17 protein-coding genes, 1 tRNA gene, 1 other RNA gene and 1 pseudogene are annotated in these 20,510 nt (G+C 71.6%); 11 read left to right on the top strand and 9 right to left on the bottom strand.

Features of this window, described 5'->3' with window-relative positions:
- Window positions 1-182: 182 nt before the first annotated feature.
- Window positions 183-692: a DUF3145 domain-containing protein gene (locus tag ABD250_RS08315; protein ID WP_179524986.1), complete on the top strand. Its 510-nt coding sequence runs from the start codon at window positions 183-185 to the stop codon at window positions 690-692.
- Window positions 693-1,088: 396 nt separating this feature from the next.
- Here the strand turns inward: ABD250_RS08315 and ABD250_RS08320 are convergent, their stop codons facing one another.
- The 5 genes from ABD250_RS08320 to aceE all read right to left on the bottom strand — a co-directional run bounded on the left by ABD250_RS08320 (window position 1,089) and on the right by aceE (window position 8,273).
- Complete coding sequence (locus tag ABD250_RS08320) at window positions 1,089-2,525, bottom strand: acyl-CoA carboxylase subunit beta (protein WP_344391693.1); 1,437 nt, start codon at window positions 2,523-2,525, stop codon at window positions 1,089-1,091.
- 258 nt (window positions 2,526-2,783) lie between these two features.
- Window positions 2,784-3,035 carry a meromycolate extension acyl carrier protein AcpM gene (gene acpM, locus ABD250_RS08325; RefSeq protein WP_095719155.1) on the bottom strand — a complete coding sequence of 84 codons (252 nt, stop codon included), beginning with the start codon at window positions 3,033-3,035 and terminating at the stop codon, window positions 2,784-2,786.
- 104 nt (window positions 3,036-3,139) lie between these two features.
- Window positions 3,140-4,066, bottom strand: a complete 927-nt coding sequence (locus ABD250_RS08330; protein ID WP_182658460.1) for an acyltransferase domain-containing protein — start codon at window positions 4,064-4,066, stop codon at window positions 3,140-3,142.
- Between the two features lie 155 nt (window positions 4,067-4,221).
- The gene (locus tag ABD250_RS08335) at window positions 4,222-5,481 is read right to left on the bottom strand and encodes a PucR family transcriptional regulator (RefSeq protein ID WP_344391700.1); all 1,260 of its coding nucleotides are present in this window, start codon (window positions 5,479-5,481) and stop codon (window positions 4,222-4,224) included.
- Entirely contained in the window at window positions 5,478-8,273 is a 2,796-nt protein-coding gene (gene aceE, locus ABD250_RS08340; RefSeq protein WP_179524990.1) for a pyruvate dehydrogenase (acetyl-transferring), homodimeric type, read from the bottom strand. The genes ABD250_RS08335 and aceE overlap by 4 nt, the downstream gene beginning before the upstream one ends.
- A 310-nt stretch (window positions 8,274-8,583) precedes the next feature.
- On the opposite strand from aceE, the gene ABD250_RS08345 reads away from it, so the two are divergent.
- Window positions 8,584-9,018, top strand: a complete 435-nt coding sequence (locus ABD250_RS08345) for a DUF3052 domain-containing protein (protein WP_182609628.1) — start codon at window positions 8,584-8,586, stop codon at window positions 9,016-9,018.
- Window positions 9,019-9,209: 191 nt separating this feature from the next.
- On the opposite strand, the gene ABD250_RS08350 is transcribed toward ABD250_RS08345, so the two are convergent.
- Window positions 9,210-10,379, bottom strand: coding sequence for an RCC1 domain-containing protein (locus tag ABD250_RS08350; RefSeq protein ID WP_344391703.1), 1,170 nt, complete (start codon window positions 10,377-10,379; stop codon window positions 9,210-9,212).
- Between the two features lie 183 nt (window positions 10,380-10,562).
- Here ABD250_RS08350 and ABD250_RS08355 point away from each other — a divergent pair.
- Window positions 10,563-10,635 (top strand) — tRNA-Val (locus ABD250_RS08355).
- Between the two features lie 3 nt (window positions 10,636-10,638).
- A complete protein-coding gene (locus ABD250_RS08360) occupies window positions 10,639-11,658 on the top strand; it encodes a CobD/CbiB family cobalamin biosynthesis protein (protein WP_344391705.1) in 1,020 nt (339 codons plus the stop codon).
- Between the two features lie 57 nt (window positions 11,659-11,715).
- Here ABD250_RS08360 and ABD250_RS08365 read toward each other — a convergent pair whose 3' ends face one another.
- The 3 genes from ABD250_RS08365 to ABD250_RS08375 are packed head-to-tail and all read right to left on the bottom strand — an operon-like array spanning window position 11,716 to window position 13,778.
- On the bottom strand, window positions 11,716-12,612 hold the full coding sequence (locus ABD250_RS08365) for an SURF1 family cytochrome oxidase biogenesis protein (RefSeq protein ID WP_179524994.1): 897 nt from the start codon (window positions 12,610-12,612) through the stop codon (window positions 11,716-11,718).
- Between the two features lie 31 nt (window positions 12,613-12,643).
- The gene (locus tag ABD250_RS08370) at window positions 12,644-13,120 is read right to left on the bottom strand and encodes a low molecular weight protein-tyrosine-phosphatase (RefSeq protein WP_182659181.1); all 477 of its coding nucleotides are present in this window, start codon (window positions 13,118-13,120) and stop codon (window positions 12,644-12,646) included.
- On the bottom strand, window positions 13,110-13,778 hold the full coding sequence (locus ABD250_RS08375; RefSeq protein WP_182659182.1) for an HAD hydrolase-like protein: 669 nt from the start codon (window positions 13,776-13,778) through the stop codon (window positions 13,110-13,112). The genes ABD250_RS08370 and ABD250_RS08375 overlap by 11 nt, the downstream gene beginning before the upstream one ends.
- Window positions 13,779-13,860: 82 nt before the next feature.
- Between ABD250_RS08375 and cobC the strand changes: the two genes are divergently transcribed.
- The 7 genes and pseudogenes from cobC (at window position 13,861) to ABD250_RS08410 (ending at window position 20,507) form a co-directional block, all read left to right on the top strand.
- On the top strand, window positions 13,861-14,961 hold the full coding sequence (gene cobC, locus ABD250_RS08380; protein ID WP_344391710.1) for an Rv2231c family histidinol phosphate aminotransferase CobC: 1,101 nt from the start codon (window positions 13,861-13,863) through the stop codon (window positions 14,959-14,961).
- The gene (locus tag ABD250_RS08385; RefSeq protein WP_182658710.1) at window positions 14,958-16,115 is read left to right on the top strand and encodes a Nif3-like dinuclear metal center hexameric protein; all 1,158 of its coding nucleotides are present in this window, start codon (window positions 14,958-14,960) and stop codon (window positions 16,113-16,115) included. Before cobC ends, ABD250_RS08385 begins: the two co-directional genes overlap by 4 nt.
- Before the next feature lie 11 nt (window positions 16,116-16,126).
- Window positions 16,127-16,858, top strand: coding sequence for a zinc ribbon domain-containing protein (locus ABD250_RS08390; protein ID WP_182658711.1), 732 nt, complete (start codon window positions 16,127-16,129; stop codon window positions 16,856-16,858).
- Between the two features lie 8 nt (window positions 16,859-16,866).
- A pseudogene (locus ABD250_RS08395) lies at window positions 16,867-17,502 on the top strand (histidine phosphatase family protein); the annotation flags it as partial.
- 15 nt (window positions 17,503-17,517) lie between these two features.
- Window positions 17,518-17,945: RNase P RNA component class A (gene rnpB, locus ABD250_RS08400), an RNA gene on the top strand.
- 93 nt (window positions 17,946-18,038) lie between these two features.
- Complete coding sequence (locus ABD250_RS08405) at window positions 18,039-18,776, top strand: PaaX family transcriptional regulator C-terminal domain-containing protein (protein ID WP_182640784.1); 738 nt, start codon at window positions 18,039-18,041, stop codon at window positions 18,774-18,776.
- 84 nt (window positions 18,777-18,860) lie between these two features.
- Entirely contained in the window at window positions 18,861-20,507 is a 1,647-nt protein-coding gene (locus tag ABD250_RS08410) for an acyl-CoA dehydrogenase family protein (RefSeq protein WP_182658712.1), read from the top strand.
- Window positions 20,508-20,510 lie beyond the last annotated feature (3 nt).

Below are 20,510 nucleotides of genomic sequence, written 5' to 3' on the forward strand. Positions count from 1 at the left end.
CGCCGGGGACTCACACCGGCGGGATTACGGTGCTGTAACTTTGCTGAGAATGCAGAAGTGTCGCTGGTGTAATTCGTTCACTTGAGGCACAGTTGTGTACTACAACCACATACGAATCATCGTTCACACGATATCGCGAGGTCGTTGGGGAAGACGTCCCTCAGTGAGTCGGGAGTGAAGCGATGTCTGATCTGAACCATTTCGCGGATACGACGACCGGCGTGGTGTTCATCCATGCCGCGCCTACCGCGTTGTGCCCTCACGTCGAGTGGGCTCTCGCGAGCACCCTCGACGCGTCCTCCGCCATGCGTTGGGAGGACCAGCCGGCCCAGCCGGGCGCCCGCAAGGCGATCGTCGACTGGATCGGTCCGGTCGGCACCGGTGCTCGCCTGGCCGATTCGCTGGCCAAGTGGTCGATGCTGGCCTTCGAGGTCACCGAGGACCCGAGTGACCTCGTCGACGGCGAACGCTTCTCGCACACCCCGGAACTCGGGATGTGGCGAGGCCAGACGGGCGCGAGCGGGGACGTGGTGATCGGGGAGAACAGGCTCCGGCACCTCATGGCCGCAGGCCCCGCCGCGTTCCACGCCTCGGTGGACGCCGAACTCGGCACCGCATGGGACCGCGCGCTGGAGCCGCTCCGCGGGCATCCCGCCGCTGCCGAGGTCACCTGGCTCTCCCGCGTCGGCTGACGAGCGCCGACAGGCCGGTTCCGGTCGGCGATCCCCGACTCACGACGACTCGCCGACGAACGCCCGCACCCTCTCGGGGTGCGGGCGTTTTCGTGCCGCGGGGCGGGCCGGGGCGGGCCGGGGCGGGCCGACATCCGCTCGCGCGCCTGACAGCCGCCCATGGGTAGGCACTCCCGCCCGCACCGATGAGCACGCGCGCGAGCATGCCGAGGAGCGGCGGTGCCAGGGGCGCTAGGGATACCCACTTGCCCCTCCGCCGGGCTGGCCGCCAGCCCGTGTGCCGGGGCGCGGGGTCGCCACACGACCCGCCCGCCCCCGTGACGCCCGACGCCAGCCCCCGGTATAGCCGGGGACGGGCGTCGGGCGTCTGCGTAGGGACCCGCCGACGGGCTCAGGTCACAGCGGGATGTTCTTGTGCTGGCCGCGGGTGTGCGCGGCCGCATCCAGTGCCTCGGCGAGGCGGCGACGCGTGTCGGTCGGTTCGATGACCTCGTCGACCACACCGATGGAGACCGCCCGGCCGACGCCACCGGCGATCGCGGCGTGCTCGTCGGCCAGCCGCTCGTGCAGGGCCTCGCGCTCGTCCTCCGGCGCCGCTGCGAGCGTGCGCTTGTGCAGGATGCCCACCGCCGCCTTGGCGCCCATCACGGCCACCTCCGCATCGGGCCACGCGAACACGGCGGAGGCGCCCAGCGCGCGCGAGTTCATGGCGATGTAGGCCCCGCCGTAGATCTTTCGGGTGACCAGCGTGACGCGGGCGACGGACGCCTCCGCGAAGGCGTGCAGCAGTTTGGCGCCACGCCGGACGACGCCCTCCCACTCCTGGGAGACCCCGGGGAGGTAACCGGGGACGTCGACCACGACGAGAAGCGGTACGCCGAACGCGTTGCACAGGCGGACGAACCGGGAGGCCTTCTCGGCGGACTCGGAGTTGAGGCAACCCCCCAGGCGGAGCGGGTTGTTGGCGATCACGCCGACCGTGCGGCCCGACATCCTGCCGAAGCCCACGACGATGCTGGGCGCCCACTTGGCCTGGAGCTCCTCGAAGGTCGTGCTCCCGTCCAACTCGGACGAGTCGAGGATGCCGTGGACGAGGGGACGCACGTCGTAGGCACGCTTGGGTGACTCCGGGAGCAACCCCGCCAGATCCGTGTGGTCGCCCTCGAGCGCCCGCAGATCGAACTCACCCTGCGCGGACAGGAGGTTCACCAGCCGCCTCGCGCGGTGCAGAGCGTCCCGCTCGTCAGCGGCGGCGATGTGACACACGCCGGACTTGCGGTGGTGGACGTCCTGGCCGCCTAGGCCCTCCATGTCCACCTGTTCCCCGGTGACGGAGCGGACCACGTCGGGTCCGGTGACGAAGATCTTGCCCGCCGGCGCCATGATCACGACGTCCGTGAGCGCGGGGCCGTACGCGGCACCGCCGGCGGCGGGCCCGAGCACGACCGAGATCTGCGGCACGTGGCCCGAGGCGCGGACCATGGCCTCGAAGACCAGGCCGACCGCGTGCAGCGCCTCGACGCCCTCGGCGAGTCGTGCCCCTCCCGAGTGCCACACGCCCACGACGGGCAGGTGCTCGTCGATGGCGGTGTCGATCGCGTGGACGATGTGACGGCACCCGTCCAGGCCCATCGCGCCACCCATGACGGTGGCGTCGGTGGCATAGGCGATCGTGGGTTCGCCGTCGATCAGGCCCCGCGCGGCGAGCGCGCCCGACGCGTCGGGTTCCGTGAGGAACTCCAGTGATGCCGGATCGAAGAGGTTCTCGAGCCGGGCGACGGGGTCGCGCGGGTCGATCTGGGTGTTCTGGTCCACGGTGCTCGTGATGGTCATCGAATGCAGTCCTTTCCGCGGCGCACCTCCCGGATGGGAGGGTGCGCTCCTTATGGACCCCCGGACTGGCTGGTGTGGGGGAGGCGAGCGATCCGGGACCCCCGTCCCTGATCGCGCCTTCCGCCCGTCACCCCGCGTGACGCGGGGTGCTCTCGTGTGTCGGGTCCCGGACGTGGGGTGGAGACGCGGGCTCGTCTGGTGCACCGACCGCACCTTCGGCCCTGAACGCGTCCCCGCCCCGTGCTCCGGGACGTGGTGTCAGCTCTGGTCGATCTTCTGGATGTAGTCGACCGCATCCTGCACAGTACGCAACTTGGCGAGGTCCTCGTCCGGGATCTCCACCCCGTAGCGGTCCTCCGTCTGGACCGCGATCTCCACCATGGAGAGCGAATCGATGTCCAGATCGTCCACGAAGGACTTCTCCGGGGTCACCTCGGAAGGCTCGATTCCGGTGACCTCCTCGACGATCTCCGCAAGTCCGGAGATGATCTCGGCCTCGGTGCGTGCCATGTGGTGTCCTTTCTGGTGGTGTCGTCGCGCCCGGTCGGGCACGGCGGGGTCGTCATGACGCGACCGCCGGGCGAGGCCGGCGACCGCGGGTTCGTGGGGGTGGTCTACGCGCCGCTGAGTGCGGGGACGGCGTCGAGCGCGTCCTCCAGGTCCTCGGGCGTGGTGACGCCGTGCCGGGGCACCTCGCGCATCATGCGCTTGGCCAGGCCGACGAGCGCCCCGGACGGGGGGAGCTCGACGAACGCGTCCACGCCGAGCTTGAGCATGGTCTGCGTGCACAGGTCCCAGCGGACCGGATGGGTGATCTGCGAGATCACGCGGTCCACGGCGTCCCTGCCCGAGGTGACGACCATGCCGTCGGCGTTCGAGAGCAGGGTCAGCTCGGGATCCCGGACCTCGATCGTGTCCGCGAGGGCGCGGAACCTCTCGACGGCGGACCCCATGTGCCGCGTGTGGAACGCCCCGGCCACGTCGAGGCGGCGCAGGCGGGCGCGGCTCGGAGGGTTCTGCTCGAGCGCGTCACACGTCTCGAGCGGGCCGGCGGCCACGATCTGCCCGGCGCCGTTGCGGTTGGCGGGCTCCAGGCCGGCGTTCTCCAGGGCGAGCAGGACGTCGGCCTCGACCCCTCCCAGGACGGCGATCATCCCGGTCGGCCGGTCGGCACAGGCCCGTGACATCGCGGCGCCCCGGACCGACGCCAGGCGGAGCGCGTCCGCCTCCGAGACCACACCGGCGATCGCGAGCGCCGCGACCTCACCGATGGAGTGCCCGGCGACGATCGTATCGGCGGGCACCTGGCCCCGTCGACGGAGCTCTGCGGTTCCGAGCAACGCGGAGGCGACCACCAGCGGTTGGGTGACCGCGGTGTCGGTGATCTCCTGCAGGGTCGCGGTGGTGCCCAGGCGTTCGAGATCGAGTCCACTCGAGGCGGACCACTCGTCGAGGCGGGCCGAGGCGCCGGGTAGCTCGAGCCATGGCGCGAGCATTCCGGCTTTCTGGGACCCTTGTCCGGGGGCGGTGAGGCAAAGCACGAGTATCAGACAACACGTGTTGCCCTCCCTCGGATGATGTTCTCGTAACCAGAAACACCGGCCGGATTTTGTGGGGTTCCCACAAATCCGGTGTTGAGTGGGTCGACATCTCTGTGAGTGGAGTTTTCGTTACAGGGTGTGACGAGAGTGATTGTTTAGCTGTCCTGAGGGCTTCGTTCGGCGAACTTGCCGAGGACGAGGGCTATCCGGAGGACAAAAGCCTCCCTCGCGTCAAGCGGGTCGAACTCGGTGATCTGGCTCACTCGTTTGAGGCGATACCGCACGGTGTTGGGATGGACATACAACCCGCGCGCACACGCCTCCACGTGACCACCCGAGTCCAGGTAGGCCCTCAGGGTCTCCTCGAGGGACGGATCGGCGCCCCGGAGCGGGGTGACGATCCGCTCCACCAGCATCCCCGCCGCCCCGCGGTCCCCGCCCAGGACCCGCTCCGGCAACAGGTCGATCGCCGCCACCGGGCGGGGGGCGCCGGGCCACCCGGTCGCGGCCGCCGCGCCGGCGATGGCCTCGGCCGCACTGTCCGGGGCCTCGGCGAGCGACCCCACGGTGTGTCCGACGACGACGGGCGCGTCGGGGGAGAAGGCGTCGAGCACGGCCGGAGGGACGGCGGAGGAGGACTCCAGCTCCCCGGAGAGGATGACGACGAGGCGTGCCCCCTGCACCACGGCCAGCGCGTGCCTGCCCGCCGCGACGGCGGCCTTGTGCGTGGCGGGCACGGACGCCAGCCCCAGATCCGCCCTGGGGCGCCCCACGATGACGGTGGCAGCGGTGGTCGGATCCCAGTTGAGCGCCGAGGCCCCGGAGGCGAGATCGGCGTGCCGGTCCCCGCGGACGACGGCGTCGACCAGCATCGCCTCCATGCGGGTGTCCCAGGCGCCCCGGTTCTCGGCGGCGGCCGCGTACACCGAGGCAGCGGTGAAGCCGAGCTCGCGACCGAATTTCAGCACCGCCGCGATCATGAGCCCGCGCTGGCGCTCGTTGTGGGTGATCCGCGGCATGACCAGCTCGAAGTACTCGCACGTGGAGCGGACGAGCTGCACGGTCTCCTGCAGGGACAGGCCCTGACCGAGGCCCTTGGGCAGAAGCTTGAACCCCGCGATCGTGTCGGTGTGCGGGGCCTCGGGGTTGCGCATCCAGGTGACGAAGTCGCGCACGGCGCTCTGGATGATCAGCTGGATCTCCGCCCGTTGGTCGGCGGACAGCCCGGCGAAGAACGGCAGGTCCTCCTCGAGGGACCGGACCGCTTCCGTCGACAGCGTCCCCGAGTACCGGGTGATGCGCTTGAGCAGCGCATCCGAGACCGGTCGCTGATCCGGAGCCCTCGCGGATCGGCGCCGTGACGGCTGTACGGTCTGTGGCCCGGCCCCCGCCGCGGGTCCGGTCGTCTCGGTCACGCCACCCCGGGATCCGTCGTGGGCTCGGGCGCCGCCATGACGTCGTCGATCTTGTACAGGCGGGCCGCCTCGAGCAGGGTGCGCTTCTCGAGGCTGCCCTCGCGGACCAGCCCGGCGAGGACCGCGACGATGATCGATTCGGCGTCGGTGTTGAAGAAGCGACGCGCAGCCGGTCGGGTGTCGGAGAACCCGAATCCGTCGGTGCCCAGGACGGTGAAGTCACCGGGGACCCATCCGCGGATCTGGTCCGGCACCGCCTTCTGGTAATCGCTCACGGCGACCTTCGGTCCCTCGCTGCCTTCGAGAGACGCGGTGACGAACGGGGTCCGGGCATGCTGATCCGGGTGTCGGAGCTCGTGGCGTTCACACTCGTAACCGTCCCGTGCCAGTTCGTTCCACGAGGTGGCCGACCAGAGATCGGCGGCCACGTCCCACCGCTCGGCCAGGGTCTTCTGGGCTTCGGCGGCCGCGTACATCGCGACACCCGAGGCGAGGATCGAGGCCTTGTGCGCGCCCTTCTCGGCCTTGCGGAAGAGGTACAAGCCCCGGAGCAGGGCGTCGGAGTCCAGATCCTCGGGCTCCGGCGGCTGCGGGACGGGCTCGTTGTAGAGGGTGATGTAGTACGACACGTTGCGGTCGATCCCGTCGGTGTCGTTCTCATGGGCGGCGCCCGGCCCGTACATCCGCTCGATCCCCGCGCGCATGATGTGGGCGAGTTCGAAACCCCATGCGGGGTCGTACGAGATGATCCCCGGGTTGGTGGCGGCGAGAAGCGGTGAATGGCCGTCCATGTGCTGCAGCCCCTCACCGGTGAGGGTGGTTCGGCCGGCGGTGGCGCCGAGCAGGAACCCGCGGGCGAGCTGGTCGGAGGCCGCCCAGATGGCGTCGCCGGTGCGCTGGAAACCGAACATCGAGTAGAAGATGTACAGCGGGATCATGGGCTCACCGTGGGTCGCATACGCGGTGCCGGCGGCGGTGAACTCGGCCACCGACCCGGCCTCGCTGATCCCCTCGTGCATGATCTGGCCCGTCTTGGACTCCTTGTAGCTGAGCATGAGGTCGTGGTCGACGGAGGTGTAGTTCTGCCCGTGCGGGTTGTAGATCTTCAGGGTCGGGAACCACGAGTCCATCCCGAAGGTCCGCGCCTCGTCCGGGATGATCGGGACCAGACGATCGCGTAGCGACTCGTCCCGCATGAGCTCCTTGCAGGTGCGGACCAGGGCCATCGTGGTGGCGACCGACTGCTTTCCCGAACCCTTGCGGAGCGAGGCCAGGGAATCGATGTCCGGGACGGAGAGCGGGGTGAAGGTCTGGCGCCGCTCGGGCACGTGCCCGCCCAGCGCGTTCCTCCGCTCGAGCATGTAGCGGATCTCCGGCGAGTTGGGACCCGGGTTGTAGTACGGGGGCAGCGTCGGGTCGGCCTCCAGTTCCTCGTCCGTGATGGGGATGAGCTGCTTGTCGCGGAACAGCTTGAGGTCGTCCAGCGTCAGCTTCTTCATCTGGTGCGCGGCGTTGCGGCCCTCGAAGTTCTGGCCCAGACCGAAACCCTTGACCGTGTGCGCGAGGATCACCGTGGGCTGACCGGTGTGCTCGAGCGACGCCTTGTAGGCGGCGTGGATCTTCCGGTAGTCGTGCCCGCCGCGGCGGAGGGCCCAGATCTCGTCGTCGGTCATGTCCTCGACGAGCTTGGCCGTGCGGGGATCACGGCCGAAGAAGTGCTCGCGGATCCAGGCGCCGTCATTGGCGCGGAACGTCTGGTAATCACCGTCCGAGACGGAGTTCATGAGGGAGACGAGCGCACCCTCGGTGTCCTTCTCGAACAGCGCGTCCCACTCGCGGCCCCACACGACCTTGATGACGTTCCATCCGGCGCCCCTGAAGTACGACTCCAGCTCCTGGACGATCTGCCCGTTGCCGCGGACCGGGCCGTCGAGGCGCTGGAGGTTGCAGTTGATGACGAAGGTCAGGTTATCGAGCGCGTCGTTCGCGGCCACCTGCAGGGCTCCGCGCGAGTCGACCTCGTCCATCTCACCGTCGCCGAGGAACGCCCACACGTGCTGCTGGGAGGTGTCCTTGATCCCGCGGTTGTGCAGGTAGCGGTTGAACCGCGCCTGATAGATGGCGTTCATGGGCCCGAGGCCCATCGACACCGTGGGGAACTCCCAGAACTCGGGTAGGCAGCGGGGATGGGGGTAGGAGGGAAGTGAGCGTCCGGGGTGGCTCTTCTCCTGCCGGAACCCGTCGAGGTCGTGCTCGCGGAGGCGACCCTCGAGGTAGGCGCGTGCGTACATGCCGGGTGAGGCGTGCCCCTGGAAGAAGATGTGGTCACCACCCCCGGGGTGGTCCTTGCCGCGGAAGAAGTGGTTGTAGCCGACCTCGTACAGCGGGGCCGCGCCCGCGTAGGTGGAGATGTGGCCGCCCACACCGATGCCGGGCCGCTGGGCGCGGTGGACCATGATGGCCGCGTTCCAGCGGATCCAGCGCCGGTAGGTGCGCTCCACCGACTCGTCGCCCGGGAACTCGGGTTCGAGGCTGGTGGGGATCGTGTTGACGTAGTCCGATGAGGTGAGAGCCGGAAGGGGAACCCGCTGCTTGGAGGCGCGCTCGAGGAGCCTGAGCATGAGGTAGCGCGCCCGCTCGGGGCCCGCCTCCGCGAGCATGCCGTCGAGGGAGTCCATCCACTCCTGCGTCTCCTCGGGGTCCGAGTCCGCGAGATAGGACGCGACCCCCTCCCGGAGGACCGGCACGTTGGTGGGTGCGGAACCATCTCGGGTGCCTACGGTCTCGGTCATGCGTCTCGTCCTCACTTCTGCGATACGTACAGCGGCGACCCGGTGGGGTCACCACACATGTCGGGGTGCAGTGTCCGGTCGACCGCACGCGCCGCGGGTGTGTGGCGGATGGCGAGGTCGACCGGCCACGGGCCGTCGTCGGCCCATGACTTCCTCTGATTGTGCCCCAAAGCGTGATGCGCGACACGGGGCTGCGCTCTGACCGCCCAAATAGGCGGTAGTCGTTTCCCGTGGGAGGGTGCGCGGGTAGTGTTCCTGGTCAGCGAAAGACCAAGACGAACGAAGTCGGATACGAGGGAGGAACACCACGGTGGTCGCCGCGGCGAACCAGCAGGACGGGGCGGATCAGATTGCTGGTCAGCTCGAACTGACGAAGGACATGCTCGTTCAGGAGGTCGGATGGGATTCTGACTGTGACGAGTCGATCAGTGAGGCCGTCGAGGACGCCGTCGGGTCGGAGCTGCTGGAGGAGGACACGGACGAGATCGTCGACGCGGTACTGCTCTGGTGGCGCGACGGCGACGGCGACCTGGTGGACAGGCTCATGGACGTCGTGACCCCGTTGGCGGAGGAGGGTTCCGTGTGGGTCCTCACCCCCAAGACGGGGAACGACGGCCACGTGGAGCCCTCGGTCATCGCCGAGTCGGCCCAGACCGCCGGGATGCTTCAGACCCGCACCGCGGCCCTGGGGGACTGGGCGGGAAGCCGCCTGGCGCTGCGGAAGAACAGCATTCCGCGGAAGTAGAACGCCATTCCGCGGTCGTGATCGCACCCCCCGGGGGTGCTCGGCCGCCCGGCGGTGGGGCACCAGAACCGGGATGAGTTGATCTCACGAACACCGGCACCCGAGGTGCCGGTGTTCTCTCATGCACCGTGCGGGCACGCGGGACCGGAGGCGTGTCCGGGCGCCCTGTCGGTCGGCCGCCCGGTCGCCGGTCAGCCGTCCGGTCCGAGCAGGACGACCCCGCCGGACACCGACTGGGCGGGCCCCGGCAGCGGAACGCGGTAGGGGCGCCGGTCCTCGCCGGCGTACGGGGCAGCCCGGAGGCCGCCGCCCCAGGCCCACAGGTTTCCCGTCCGGTCGATCCCGTACGACGAGGCACCTGAGGCGCCGATCCACTCCATCGGCGGCACGCCGACCACCTGCTGCGGCGAGGCGGTGGAGGTGTCCTCGGCGTCCCCGTCGCCGAGCATCCCGGAGACGATGCGTCCCCACGCCCAGACGTGCCCGTCGGAATCCCGCGCGAGCGCGAAATCGTTTCCGCCGGCCACCTGGACGATGTCGGTCAGGCCCTCGATCCTGACCGCCCGCGGGCTCTGACCTCCACGCGGTTCGACGCCCAGCAGTCCGTGGACGTTGTTGCCCCACGCGCACACCTCTCCGGTGCTGGTGGCGATGACGGCGGCCCCTCCCGGGTTGGCCACGCTGACGGCACCCGGGACGTCCCGGATCGTGCGGACCAGCGTCCCGTCCGGCTCGCCGATCACCTGGGTGAGATTGATCCCCCACCCCTGCACCCTGCCGTCGGAGCGCAGGGCGAGGACGTTGAGTTGCCCGTCGGCCACCTGGATCACGTTCTCGACCTTGGGGACCGGGCCCGGGGTGGGCTGCTGACGCTCGGCTCCGCGGTGGCCCCCGCTCGCGATGAACGAGTCGCCCCACGCGGTCACGGATCCGTCGGAGTGGGTGGCGAGGAACGCTCCACCGACCGCCGCCACGGAGGTGGCGTCCCGGACGCCGGGCACCTTCTGTGGCAGCGCCGCCGCGGGCCCGGCGGGCGTGCCGGCGAGGAGCCCCCGGTGATCCTCTCCGATCACGGAGACGGTGCCGTCAGGGTGGACCGCGGCCAGCACGGGGCCGGCATCCGCCACGGAGACGACGTCCTCCCATCCCCGGATCGGGCCCGGCGGGATCGAACTGCGGACGACACCGCCGAGGAGGACGGCCTGCCCCGGGACCCGCGGCGCGGGGGCGGGGGACGCCGAGGAGTCGGGACACTGCGGGGCGGTGAGCAGCGCGCGGTCGGCGGCGCTGCACCCGGTCGCCCCGGTCAGCGCCAGCGAGAGCGCGATGGCAGAGCCGACGGTCCTCCGGTGGTTCGTCATGGGGGGATTCTGCGGCGGAGACGGACGGTTGTCCAGAGGTTTCCCGACCGGTCTAGCGCGGAGCGGATCCGCCGTCGCCACCCTCCGGGGCGGAGGCGCCCCGACAGGTCACCCCGGGGTCCACCGCCCCGGGGGGTGGGATAATCTGTCGCACACCGTCCCGAACGCCGAGGCGGTGTTCTCGCGCGCGTAGCTCAGCGGTTAGAGCTCTGGTCTTACACACCAGCGGTCGGGGGTTCGAGTCCCTCCGCGCGCACTCATGAACAGGCATCTGCTCCGAGCGCTCGGGACGGCGTTGGGCTTTGCCGCGGACGCCGCGTTCGCGGACCCCGGCCGGTGGCATCCCGTGGCGGGATTCGGCGGCTGCGCGGCGGCGCTGGAGCAGGTACTCCTCCCGGACACCGGCCTCGACGGCGAGACAGGCCTCGACGGCTCCGACACCGGGGCCCGCAGCGAGACCGGCATCCGCGCCCGGGGGATCGTCTTCACGGGGGTGCTCGTCGGCGGGGCCGCGATCGCCGCGGGAGCGGCGGAGGCCCTCGTCGCCCGCCGGCCCGCCCTGCGGGTGGCCGTCACGGCGATCACGGTGTGGTCCTGCCTGGGGGGTACGTCGCTCCTCCGGGTGGCGGAGCGGCACGCGGTGCTGCTCGAGCGGGGGGAGGTGGCCGCGAGCCGCGAGCTCCTGCCGTGGTTGTGCGGTCGGGACCCGAGCGCGCTGGAGGCCGGGGACCTGGCCCGGGCCGTGGTCGAGTCGGTCGCCGAGAACACCTCCGACGCGGCCGTGGCGACCCTGTTCTGGGCGGCGGTGGCCGGACCCGCAGGCGCCGCCGCGCACCGGGCCGCCAACACCCTCGACGCGATGGTCGGACACCGCTCGAGCCGGTACGTGGATTTCGGGTGGGCCTCGGCACGACTCGATGACGTCCTGGGGTGGCCCGCCGCGCGTCTGGCGGCGACCCTCACCGCAGCACTCTCGCCCGTGGTCGGGGGAGGGCCCTCGGCCGTCCTGGGCACATGGCGCCGGGATGCCCGGGCGCACCCGAGCCCCAATGCGGGGGTGATCGAGGCGGCGTGCGCGGGGGCCCTGGGGGTCCAGCTGGGCGGGAGGACGCCGTATCCGTACGGGGTCGAGACGCGTCCCGGGCTCGGTCGGGGGCCCGCACCGCGGCCGCACGATGTGCGCAGGGCGGTCCGTCTCATGCGGTACACCCAGGTCGCGGCCGCCATCGCCGCCGTCGCGGCTCAAGGGGTGCTGGGTGCCATCGCGGCACGGGACTGATCGGGCCGCCGCGGCGAGGGATTGATCGGGCCGCCCCGGCGAGGGACGCGGTCGTGGTCAGGTCCGGAGACGGTCCGCCCGGCGGTGGGCACGCCGCTGTTCGGCGTCGTCCCGGTTGCCGTAGCGGGCCCGGAGAGCGCGTTCGCGGGCGTCCACGAGGGCGTCGTCGGAGTGGTCCCCGTCCGGGCCGGCCGGCGGCGCCGGGTTCTCGTCCGCCTCGGCGTCGCGGCGTCGCGCCCGGATCTCGGCCCACGCGAAGTAGGCCAGGGCGAGCGGCGCCAGGACGCCGAAGGCGAGCCACTGCAGGCCGTAGGAGAGGTACGGGCCGTTCTCTATCCCGGGGATGGGCACCGGGGTGAGCGATCCGGGCTGGTCACCGGAGAGCTGGAGGTATCCGGCGGGGACGAGCGGGTGGCCGAGTGCCCCGCCCAGCACGGAGGGGTCCAGGACCCTCACGGCCGGCAGCCCGTCCACGAGGACCGGCTCCGCCTGACCGCTCTCCGCCGCGCGGAGCCGAGCGGTGATCTCGACGGGCCCCGCGGGCGCGGCGGCGTAGTCGGGGACCGTGTTGTTCTCGCCGACGGGGACGACACCCCTGTTGACCAGGATCTCCGGCCCATCGACCGGATCGAACACCGTCAACACCTGGTAGACCGGCTCGCCGTCGACCGCGCGGAGCCGCAGCAGTGCCTCGGCGTCGGGTAGCCACCGGCCGTCCAGTGTCACCAGCCGCCATTCGCGGTCGACGAACGCCTCGGGGGCGTCCACCACCTGCCCGAACGGGGCCGGCGCGGCCTCTATCGACTCGGCGAGGCGGGTGTTGCGGGCGTCCAGGTCCTCGCTCTTGCCCAGCTGCCACGGGGCCAGGAGGGCGAAGCACGCCCAGGCGAACAGCGACACGGCGAGCAGGCCGATCAGCCAGCCGGGACTCAGAAAGCGCCGCAGACTCCGCATGTCCCCAGGGTATCCGTTGGACCCCGACGGGCTACGTCAGGAGGGCATGCACCTCGGCCACCAACCCGGGGAGCGCCGCAGCGATCTGGAGACGGGTCCGGGTGAAGCCGTCGTGGTGGCCGTAGTAGGGATCGGCCACGTCCTCACCGTCCGCCGCGGGATCGAACCCCCTCAGGAGGCGGACACGGTGCCCGTCGACTCCGGCGCCGAGGAGGTGGTCGCGGTGGCCGCGGTCGAGCGCCACCACCAGGTCGGCCCGGTGATCGGCGGCGGACAGTTGTGCGGCCACGTGCGTGCTGTCGTACCCGTGGGACTCGAGTTCGGCCGCGGCCCGGGGATCCATGCCGTCCCCGACGTGCCACCCACCGGTACCCACGCTCGAGACGGTGACCCTGTCGCCGAACCCGGCGCCCGAGAACGCATGCCGTGCCATGACCTCGGCCATGGGGGAGCGGCAGATGTTGCCGGTACAGACAAAGACGACGTGCACGCGCGGGTCACCACTCATGGATGATCCGCTCCAGCTCGGCGGTGTCCGCCGGGGACCAGCGGGCGCCGTCCCACTCGCCGGGGCTGCCGTAACCCCAGCGCACGATCGCCGTGGGGATCCCGTAGCGGGCGGCACCCTCCACGTCGTGCTCGCGGTCGCCGATCATGAGGACGTGGCCCGTGCCCCCCTCGGCCACCGGAACCGGATCGACGCCGAGTGCGGAGAGTGAGTGCGCGATCACATCGGCCTTGGCCGCCCGCCCGACCCGCAGGTCCGCGCCGCCGATGAACTCGAACGGGTCGTCGAGCCGGAAGTGCTCCAGGATCCGTCGCGCGGCCTGCTGGTCCTTGCTCGTCGCCACGGCCATCCGGAAACCGTGACCGGCCAGGCTCGTCAGCAGGCCGTCCATTCCCTCGTAGACCGCGTTCTCGAGCCACCCCACGTCGGTGTAGCGCTCGCGGTAGGCGCTCATCGCCCGCTGCAGATCGGCGCCCCCGAGCCCCAGCGAGGCGAGGGTGTCCGGCATGGGTGGGCCCGCGATGGAGCGGATGTCACGTGAGTCGTCCCACCGGGCACCGACGGTGTCCAGCGCGTGGTGGAGCGACCTGGCGATGCCGTCCAGTGAGTCGGTGATGGTGCCGTCGAGGTCGACGAGGAGGATCGGGCGGTCGGGCATGCCGTCATCCTCTCAGACCCCGGCCGGCATGCGCCGCCACCCGTCGCCGCCGCCCCCGTGGGCCCCGCCTAGGCTGCCGGTCATGAGCGCCGCCCCCGGTTCCGCGCCCGGACACCTGCCCGAGGGTCCGTCGTGGGACGCGCTGCGTCACCACGGTGATGCCGAGCTGGTGCCGGGTGCGGTGGACTTCGCCGTCAACGTGCGCGGGGACGCTCCGCCCGCGTGGCTACGGGAGCGGTTGGCCGATCGACTCGGTGACTTGGGTGGATACCCGACCGCCGACGACGGCGAGGCGGCCGTGGCCGCTGTCGCCGCCCGTCACGGGGTGGGGCCCGAGGGCGTGCTGTTGCTGGCCGGGGCCTCGGAGGGGTTCCACCTGCTCGCCGACCACGCGGCCCGCCGGGGCCTGCGCGCCGCCGTGCTGCACCCCTCGTTCACGGAGCCGGAGGTCGAACTGCGGCGGGCCGGTGTCGCGGTCGACAGGGTGATCCTGCCCCCGCCGTACCGTCTCGATCCGGCACTCGTGCCCGACGAGGCCGACCTCGTCGTCGTCGGCAATCCCACCAACCCCACCTCGGTCCTCCACCCCAGGGCGACCGTCGCGGCGTTGTGCCGCCTCGGTCGTGTGACGGTCGTGGACGAGGCGTTCTGCGACGTGGTGTCCGACGAGGCCGGGCACACCCTGGCCGGCGCCGGGGTGCCCGGCCTGGTGGTGCTGAGATCGTTGACCAAGACGTGGGCGCTCGCGGGACTGCGGGTGGGCTACGCCGTGGGGGATCCGTCGGTTCTGACCGAGCTCGCCGCGGCCCGGCCGCACTGGCCCCTCGGGACGCTGCAACTCGAAGCGATCCGGGCCTGCCTGGGTTCCGTGGCCGACCGCGAGCTGGCGGCGGCACGTGCGCAGGTGGTGGCCGAACGCCGGGCGATGGTGGCCTCCCTCTCCGCCGCGGGGATCACTGTCGTCGTGCCCCCCGACGCGCCGTTCATCCTGGTGCGTACCCCGGACGGGGCGGATCCCGTCGCCTTCCGTGCGGGTCTGGCGCGCCGGGGGATCGCGACCCGCCGCGGGGACACCTTCCCCGGGCTCGACGCCACCCACCTGCGCCTGGCGGTGCGCGACGGCAGGATGGTGGACGGACTCGTCCGCGCGTGGCGGGCGGAGCGGGAAGGGGATCGACGATGACCACCGGTGGGCCCACCCTGGCCGACGTGATCGACCTGCTGGAGCACGCGTACCCGCCGCGGTTGGCCGAGTCCTGGGATCGTGTCGGTCTGGTCGCGGGCGACCCGTCCGCACAGGTCGGGACGGTCGTGGTGGCCGTCGACGCCACCGACGCGGTGGTCGACCACGCGCTCGCCCTGGGTGCCGATCTGCTCCTGGTCCACCACCCGCCCCTGCTGCGGGGGGTGCACTCGATCGCCGCCGACACCCCCAAGGGCCGCCTGCTGCACCGTCTGGTCCTGGGCGGCTGCGCCCTGTACGCCGCCCACACCAACGCCGACTCCGCGCGGCCCGGCGTCAACGACGCGCTCGCCGAGACGCTGGGTCTGAGCCCCGGCAGGCCGCTCGTCCCGACCGGTGACGGCACCGTCGACAGATGGGTGGTGACGGTTCCCGACGACGACGTCGAGGACCTCCTCCACGCGGTCTTCGCCGCCGGGGCCGGCCGGATGAGCGGGTACACCGAGTGCTCGTTCTCCGTGCCGGGCACCGGTCGCTTCCGCCCCGGCGACGGTACGGACCCGACGATCGGCGTGATCGGCGAGCCGGAGCGGGTCTCCGAGACGCGGGTCGAGTTCGTGGCGCCACCCGAACTGAGATCCGAGGTCCGCCGGGCGGTCACGGCCGCGCACCCGTACGAGGTCCCCGCCATGGACGTGTTGATCAACCACGCGGGGCCCGGCCCGGGCCCCGAGGACACCGGTCTCGGTCGCGTCTGCGACCTGGCGGAGCCGATGTCGCTCGCGGAGTTCACCGCTCTCGTGAGTGCCCGGCTGCCGCGGACACGGTGGGGGGTCCGTGCCGCCGGTGACCCGCACACGGAGATCAGGAGGGTCGCGCTGTGCGGGGGTTCGGGCGATTCCCTGCTGGGTGCGGCACGGGCCGCGGGGGCGGATGTGTACCTCACCGGAGACCTGCGTCACCACGTGGTCGACGAACACCTCAGGGAGGGCGGACCGGCCCTGGTGGACGCCGCGCACTGGGCGCTCGAGTTCCCGTGGTGTGCGCAGGCCGCGGCCCTGGTGGAGGAGGGGGTCGGGGTGGCGGCGACGGTGTGCGACCTGCGCACCGACCCGTGGACGGTGGCGTCGGGGGCAGAGGGCGACGGGCGGTAGTCTTGGCCCTCATGAAGGCCGATCCCACCGTCCAGCGTCGACTCGTCGACATCGCCGAGCTCGACCTGCGCCTGGGCTCCCTCGCGCACCGGCGGAGATCACTCCCGGAACAGGGTGTCCTGGACACGCTCGAGGCCGAGCGGCGTGCGGCCGTGGAGTCCGCGGCGCGGGCCCGGATCCACGTGGAGGATCTGGACCGGGCGATCGCCAAGCTGAGCTCGGATCTCGACGCCGTGCGCAGGCGCCGCGCGAACGACGCCGACCTGCTGGCGGCCGGGGGGTTGTCCGACCGGCAGTCCACCGAGCTCGAGTACGAGCTCGGGTCGCTCCACCGCCGCGAGGAGAATCTCGTGGCCGAGCTCTCCGAACTGACCGAGCGCCACGAGGCCGTGGTCGCCGACGTCCGCCACTCCGGGGCGATCATCACCGACCTCGACGCCCGGCTGGGCATGGCCACCACCGTCCGCGACACCGCCCTCGCCGAACTCGAGGACTCCGTGACCGCCACGACCGCCGAACGGGCCCGCCAGGCCGAGGACCTGCCCCCCGATCTCCTCGACCTCTATTCCCGTAGTGGCGCGGAGGCGGGCGTGGGAGCGGCGATCCTCAACGGCGGCCGGTGCTCGGCGTGCGCGATGGATCTCGACCGCACCACGGTGTCCGCGTTCCGGACCGCTCCCGCCGACGAGGTCCTGACCTGCCCGGAGTGCGGCGTGATCGTGGTCCGCACGGACAACTCGTGAGCGGCGGTCCGGGCTGGACGGGGGCCGCCGGGAGGCCCACCCGGATCGTGCTCGCCCGCCACGGCCAGACCCCGCTCTCGGTGGACCGTCGCTATTCCGGCCAGGGCGACCCCGACCTCACCGACCTGGGGGTCGTGCAGGCCGAACGGACCGCCGACCGCCTGGCGCGAATCCCGGAGCTGTCCGCCGTGGTCTCGTCCCCCCTGCGCAGGTGTCTGGGCACGGCCGAGCGCGCCGCCGAGGCGGCGGGGGTCCCACTGGTGGTCGCGGACGACCTCATCGAGACCGACTTCGGGCAGTGGGAGGGCCTGACCTTCTCCGAGGCCGCCGAGCAGGACCCCGAACTGCACGCACGCTGGATGTCGGACACCGCCGTGCCTCCACCCGGGGGCGAGAGCTTCGCCGTGGTCCGCGCCCGGGTCGAGCGGGGCCTGCGCCGGATCGTCGAGGAGAGCCCGGGCGGCGTGGTGGCGGTGGTCAGCCACGTCACCCCCATCAAGATGGCGATCCGCGCCGCTCTGGATGCCGGCGACGAGCTCCTCTTCCGGCTCCACCTGGATCTGGCCTCGGTGTCGGACGTGCGCTTCTACCCGGATGGGCCGACGTCGGTGCACCTGGTGAACGACACCTCGCACCTGGACTAGACTCCCCAGGGCGAACGAGTCGGCCGGACGGCCGCGGGCGGGGGAACCGGCGCCATCAGGCGGCAGGGCCCCGGTCCGAGGAAAGTCCGGACTCCACAGAGCAGGGTGGTTGTTAACGGCAACCCGGGGTGACCCGCGGGACAGTGCCACAGAAAACAGACCGCCGCGCCTGCGGGCGCGGTAAGGGTGAAACGGTGCGGTAAGAGCGCACCAGCGCCCCGGGCGACCGGGGCGGCTAGGTAAACCCCACCCGGAGCAAGGTCGAAGGCCGCACCGCCCGCGGTGCGGCTGCGCGGATGGAGTGCAGCGATGCACGGAAGGGCTGCTCGCCCGAGTCCGCGGGTGGACCGCTCGAGGTACCCGGTGACGGTGTGCCCAGATGGATGGTCGTCGCCCTCCGTACGCGGAGGGCACAGGATCCGGCTTACAGGCCGACTCGTTCGCCCCGGCCCCTCCCCGCGGCCGTCCACGTGACGCCTGTTCGGGGCTGCTGATCGCCTGCGGCCGTGGAGGCCAGCGCGGATATCATTCCGACCATGCCCGCGCCCGCACGCCCGATGAAGCTCCCCGCGCGGTCGGCCGTGCTCAGTGCCCTTCTCGGTGCGCACCCCGCGGAGTCGACGGCGGCGGGCATCGTCGACGTGGCCGTGCGGCTCGGGTTCCAGGAATCGGCCGTGCGCGTCGCCCTGACCAGGATGGTCGCCTCGGGTGACCTCGAGCGGGACCGGGGGGTGTACCGACTCTCGCCCCGTCTCATCTCGAGGCAGGAGCGGCAGGATGCGGCGATCTCGCCCTCCCTGAAGCCCTGGGACCGTCAGTGGTCGATGCAGGTCGTCACGGTCCCGGCCGACGCGGCGACACGTCTGGCGACCCGATCCGAACTGACCGGGCTCCGGTACGCGGAGCTGCGCGAGGGGGTGTGGCTCCGGCCCGCCAACCTCGACGTCGTCCGTTCTGATGCATTGACGGCCAGGTCGGAGGAGTTCTCCTGTGTCCCCGCCGGCGACGTCGACGCCCTGACCTCACGCCTGTTCGACCCCGCGGGATGGGCACGCGACGGAGCGGCCCTTCTCGCCGCGGCCGAACACGCCGACGAGATGTCCACGCGTTTCGAGGTGGCGGCCGCGACGGTCAGGCACATCCTGCACGACCCGCTCCTCCCCGCGGAGCTGCTGCCCGCCGACTGGCCCGGTGAGCGTCTCCGCGAGTCCTATCAGCGATTCCGTACCGATTTCGGCCGCTTCGCGAACGGCGTCCTGGGCGCGGGCACCTGACCGTGCGGGATGCGGTCCGGTCCGGGCGGATCGATGACTATTACACTCTAGATCTGACCGCAGGAGTTATGTAATACTCCGTCCATGGTGACGCACACGGTGACAAACCAGGTCCCGCCCCTGGTGGGGTACGACGCTGCCGAGCAGCCGGTGATCCTGGAGGCGCTCTCCCGGGCCGGGGCGGGACACGCGGTGGACGAACTGCACGAGGTCGGCCGACTCGCCGGGACCGCCGACGCCCTCGGGTGGGGCGACCGCGCGGAGGCCAACCCTCCGGTCCTCCGGACGCACGATCGGTACGGGAACCGGATCGACGAGGTCGACTACGATCCGGCCTACCACGAGCTGATGCGTCGCGCCGTCGGGTTCGGTCTGCACGGCGCCCCGTGGGCGGACCCCAGGCCCAACCCCCATCTGGTGCGCGCGGCCAAGACGAGTGTGTGGGGGCAGACGGACGCGGGTCACGGGTGTCCGATCTCGATGACCTACGCGGTGGTGCCGGCGCTACGCCGCGCCCCCGACCTCGCCGCGACGTTCGAACCGCTGCTGACGAGTGCCGTCTACGACCCGGTTCTGGCGCCGCCGGCCACCAAGCGGGGTCTGACGGCGGGGATGTCGATGACCGAGAAGCAGGGCGGGTCGGACGTCCGCGCCAACACCACCCACGCGACCCGGAACTCCGACGGGACGTACTCGATCACCGGGCACAAGTGGTTCACCTCCGCACCGATGTCCGATCTCTTCCTGGTCCTCGCGCAGGCACCGGGTGGGCTCACGTGTTTCTGCGTCCCGCGGGTCCTGCCCGACGGCTCGCGCAACCCCTTCCTGCTGCAGCGTCTCAAGGACAAGCTCGGCAACCGGTCGAACGCCAGCAGCGAGGTCGAGTACGACCAGACGACCGGCTGGATCGTCGGGGACGAGGGCCGGGGCGTCGCGACGATCATCGAGATGGTCAACATGACCCGACTCGACTGCACACTCGGTACCGCCACCGGAATGCGGGTCGGGGTCGCGAACGCCGTCCACCACGCGATGCACCGCCGGGCCTTCGGGGCGGCCCTCATCGACCAGCCGCTGATGCGCAACGTGCTGGCCGACCTCGCGGTGGAGGCCGAGGCGTCGACGACGGTCGCGCTCTGGCTCGCCGAACTCACCGACCTGGCCGACGCGGGAGACCGGGAGGCCGACGCCCTCCGACGGATCGGCCTCGCCGTCAGCAAGTACCACGTGTGCAAGCGCGGGCCGATCCACGCGGCGGAGGCCCTGGAGTGTCTGGGCGGCAACGGGTACGTGGAGGACTCCCGGATGCCGAGGCTCTACCGGGAGGCTCCACTGCTGTCGGTCTGGGAGGGCTCGGGCAACGTCGCGGCTCTGGACGTGCTGCGGGCCATGGCGAAGCAGCCGGAGACGGTCGAGACCTTCCTCGACACGGTCTCGTCCGTGCGCGGTGCGGACTCCCGACTCGACGGCGCCGTCGATCGCCTGGGCGGGACGTTGACCGCCGTCGCCGCCGGGCGGCCCGAGGAGGCGCAGTACGTCGCGCGCCGGGTGGTCGGGGACATGGCGATGATCCTGCAGGGCTACCTGCTGCTCCGCCACGGCCACCCGGCGGTCGCCGACGCCTTCCTCGTCAGCAGGCTGGGGGCCGATCGCGGGGATGTCCTCGGCACGCTGCCGACCGGCGTGGACACCACCGCGATTCTCGACCGCGTCACCCCGAAGGTCGGGTGAGGG

This window comes from Dietzia cercidiphylli, from assembly GCF_039531545.1.
Taxonomy (GTDB): Bacteria; Actinomycetota; Actinomycetes; order Mycobacteriales; family Mycobacteriaceae; genus Dietzia; species Dietzia natronolimnaea.

Coding starts and splice junctions, on each gene's coding strand:
- ABD250_RS08315 (WP_179524986.1), top strand. CDS start 183: ATGTCTGATCTGAACCATTTCGCGGATACGACGACCGGCGTGGTGTTC.
- ABD250_RS08320 (WP_344391693.1), bottom strand. CDS start 2,525: ATGACCATCACGAGCACCGTGGACCAGAACACCCAGATCGACCCGCGC.
- acpM (WP_095719155.1), bottom strand. CDS start 3,035: ATGGCACGCACCGAGGCCGAGATCATCTCCGGACTTGCGGAGATCGTC.
- aceE (WP_179524990.1), bottom strand. CDS start 8,273: ATGACCGAGACCGTAGGCACCCGAGATGGTTCCGCACCCACCAACGTG.
- ABD250_RS08350 (WP_344391703.1), bottom strand. CDS start 10,379: ATGACGAACCACCGGAGGACCGTCGGCTCTGCCATCGCGCTCTCGCTG.
- ABD250_RS08360 (WP_344391705.1), top strand. CDS start 10,639: ATGAACAGGCATCTGCTCCGAGCGCTCGGGACGGCGTTGGGCTTTGCC.
- ABD250_RS08365 (WP_179524994.1), bottom strand. CDS start 12,612: ATGCGGAGTCTGCGGCGCTTTCTGAGTCCCGGCTGGCTGATCGGCCTG.
- ABD250_RS08370 (WP_182659181.1), bottom strand. CDS start 13,120: ATGAGTGGTGACCCGCGCGTGCACGTCGTCTTTGTCTGTACCGGCAAC.
- ABD250_RS08375 (WP_182659182.1), bottom strand. CDS start 13,778: ATGCCCGACCGCCCGATCCTCCTCGTCGACCTCGACGGCACCATCACC.
- cobC (WP_344391710.1), top strand. CDS start 13,861: ATGAGCGCCGCCCCCGGTTCCGCGCCCGGACACCTGCCCGAGGGTCCG.
- ABD250_RS08385 (WP_182658710.1), top strand. CDS start 14,958: ATGACCACCGGTGGGCCCACCCTGGCCGACGTGATCGACCTGCTGGAG.
- ABD250_RS08390 (WP_182658711.1), top strand. CDS start 16,127: ATGAAGGCCGATCCCACCGTCCAGCGTCGACTCGTCGACATCGCCGAG.
- ABD250_RS08405 (WP_182640784.1), top strand. CDS start 18,039: ATGCCCGCGCCCGCACGCCCGATGAAGCTCCCCGCGCGGTCGGCCGTG.
- ABD250_RS08410 (WP_182658712.1), top strand. CDS start 18,861: ATGGTGACGCACACGGTGACAAACCAGGTCCCGCCCCTGGTGGGGTAC.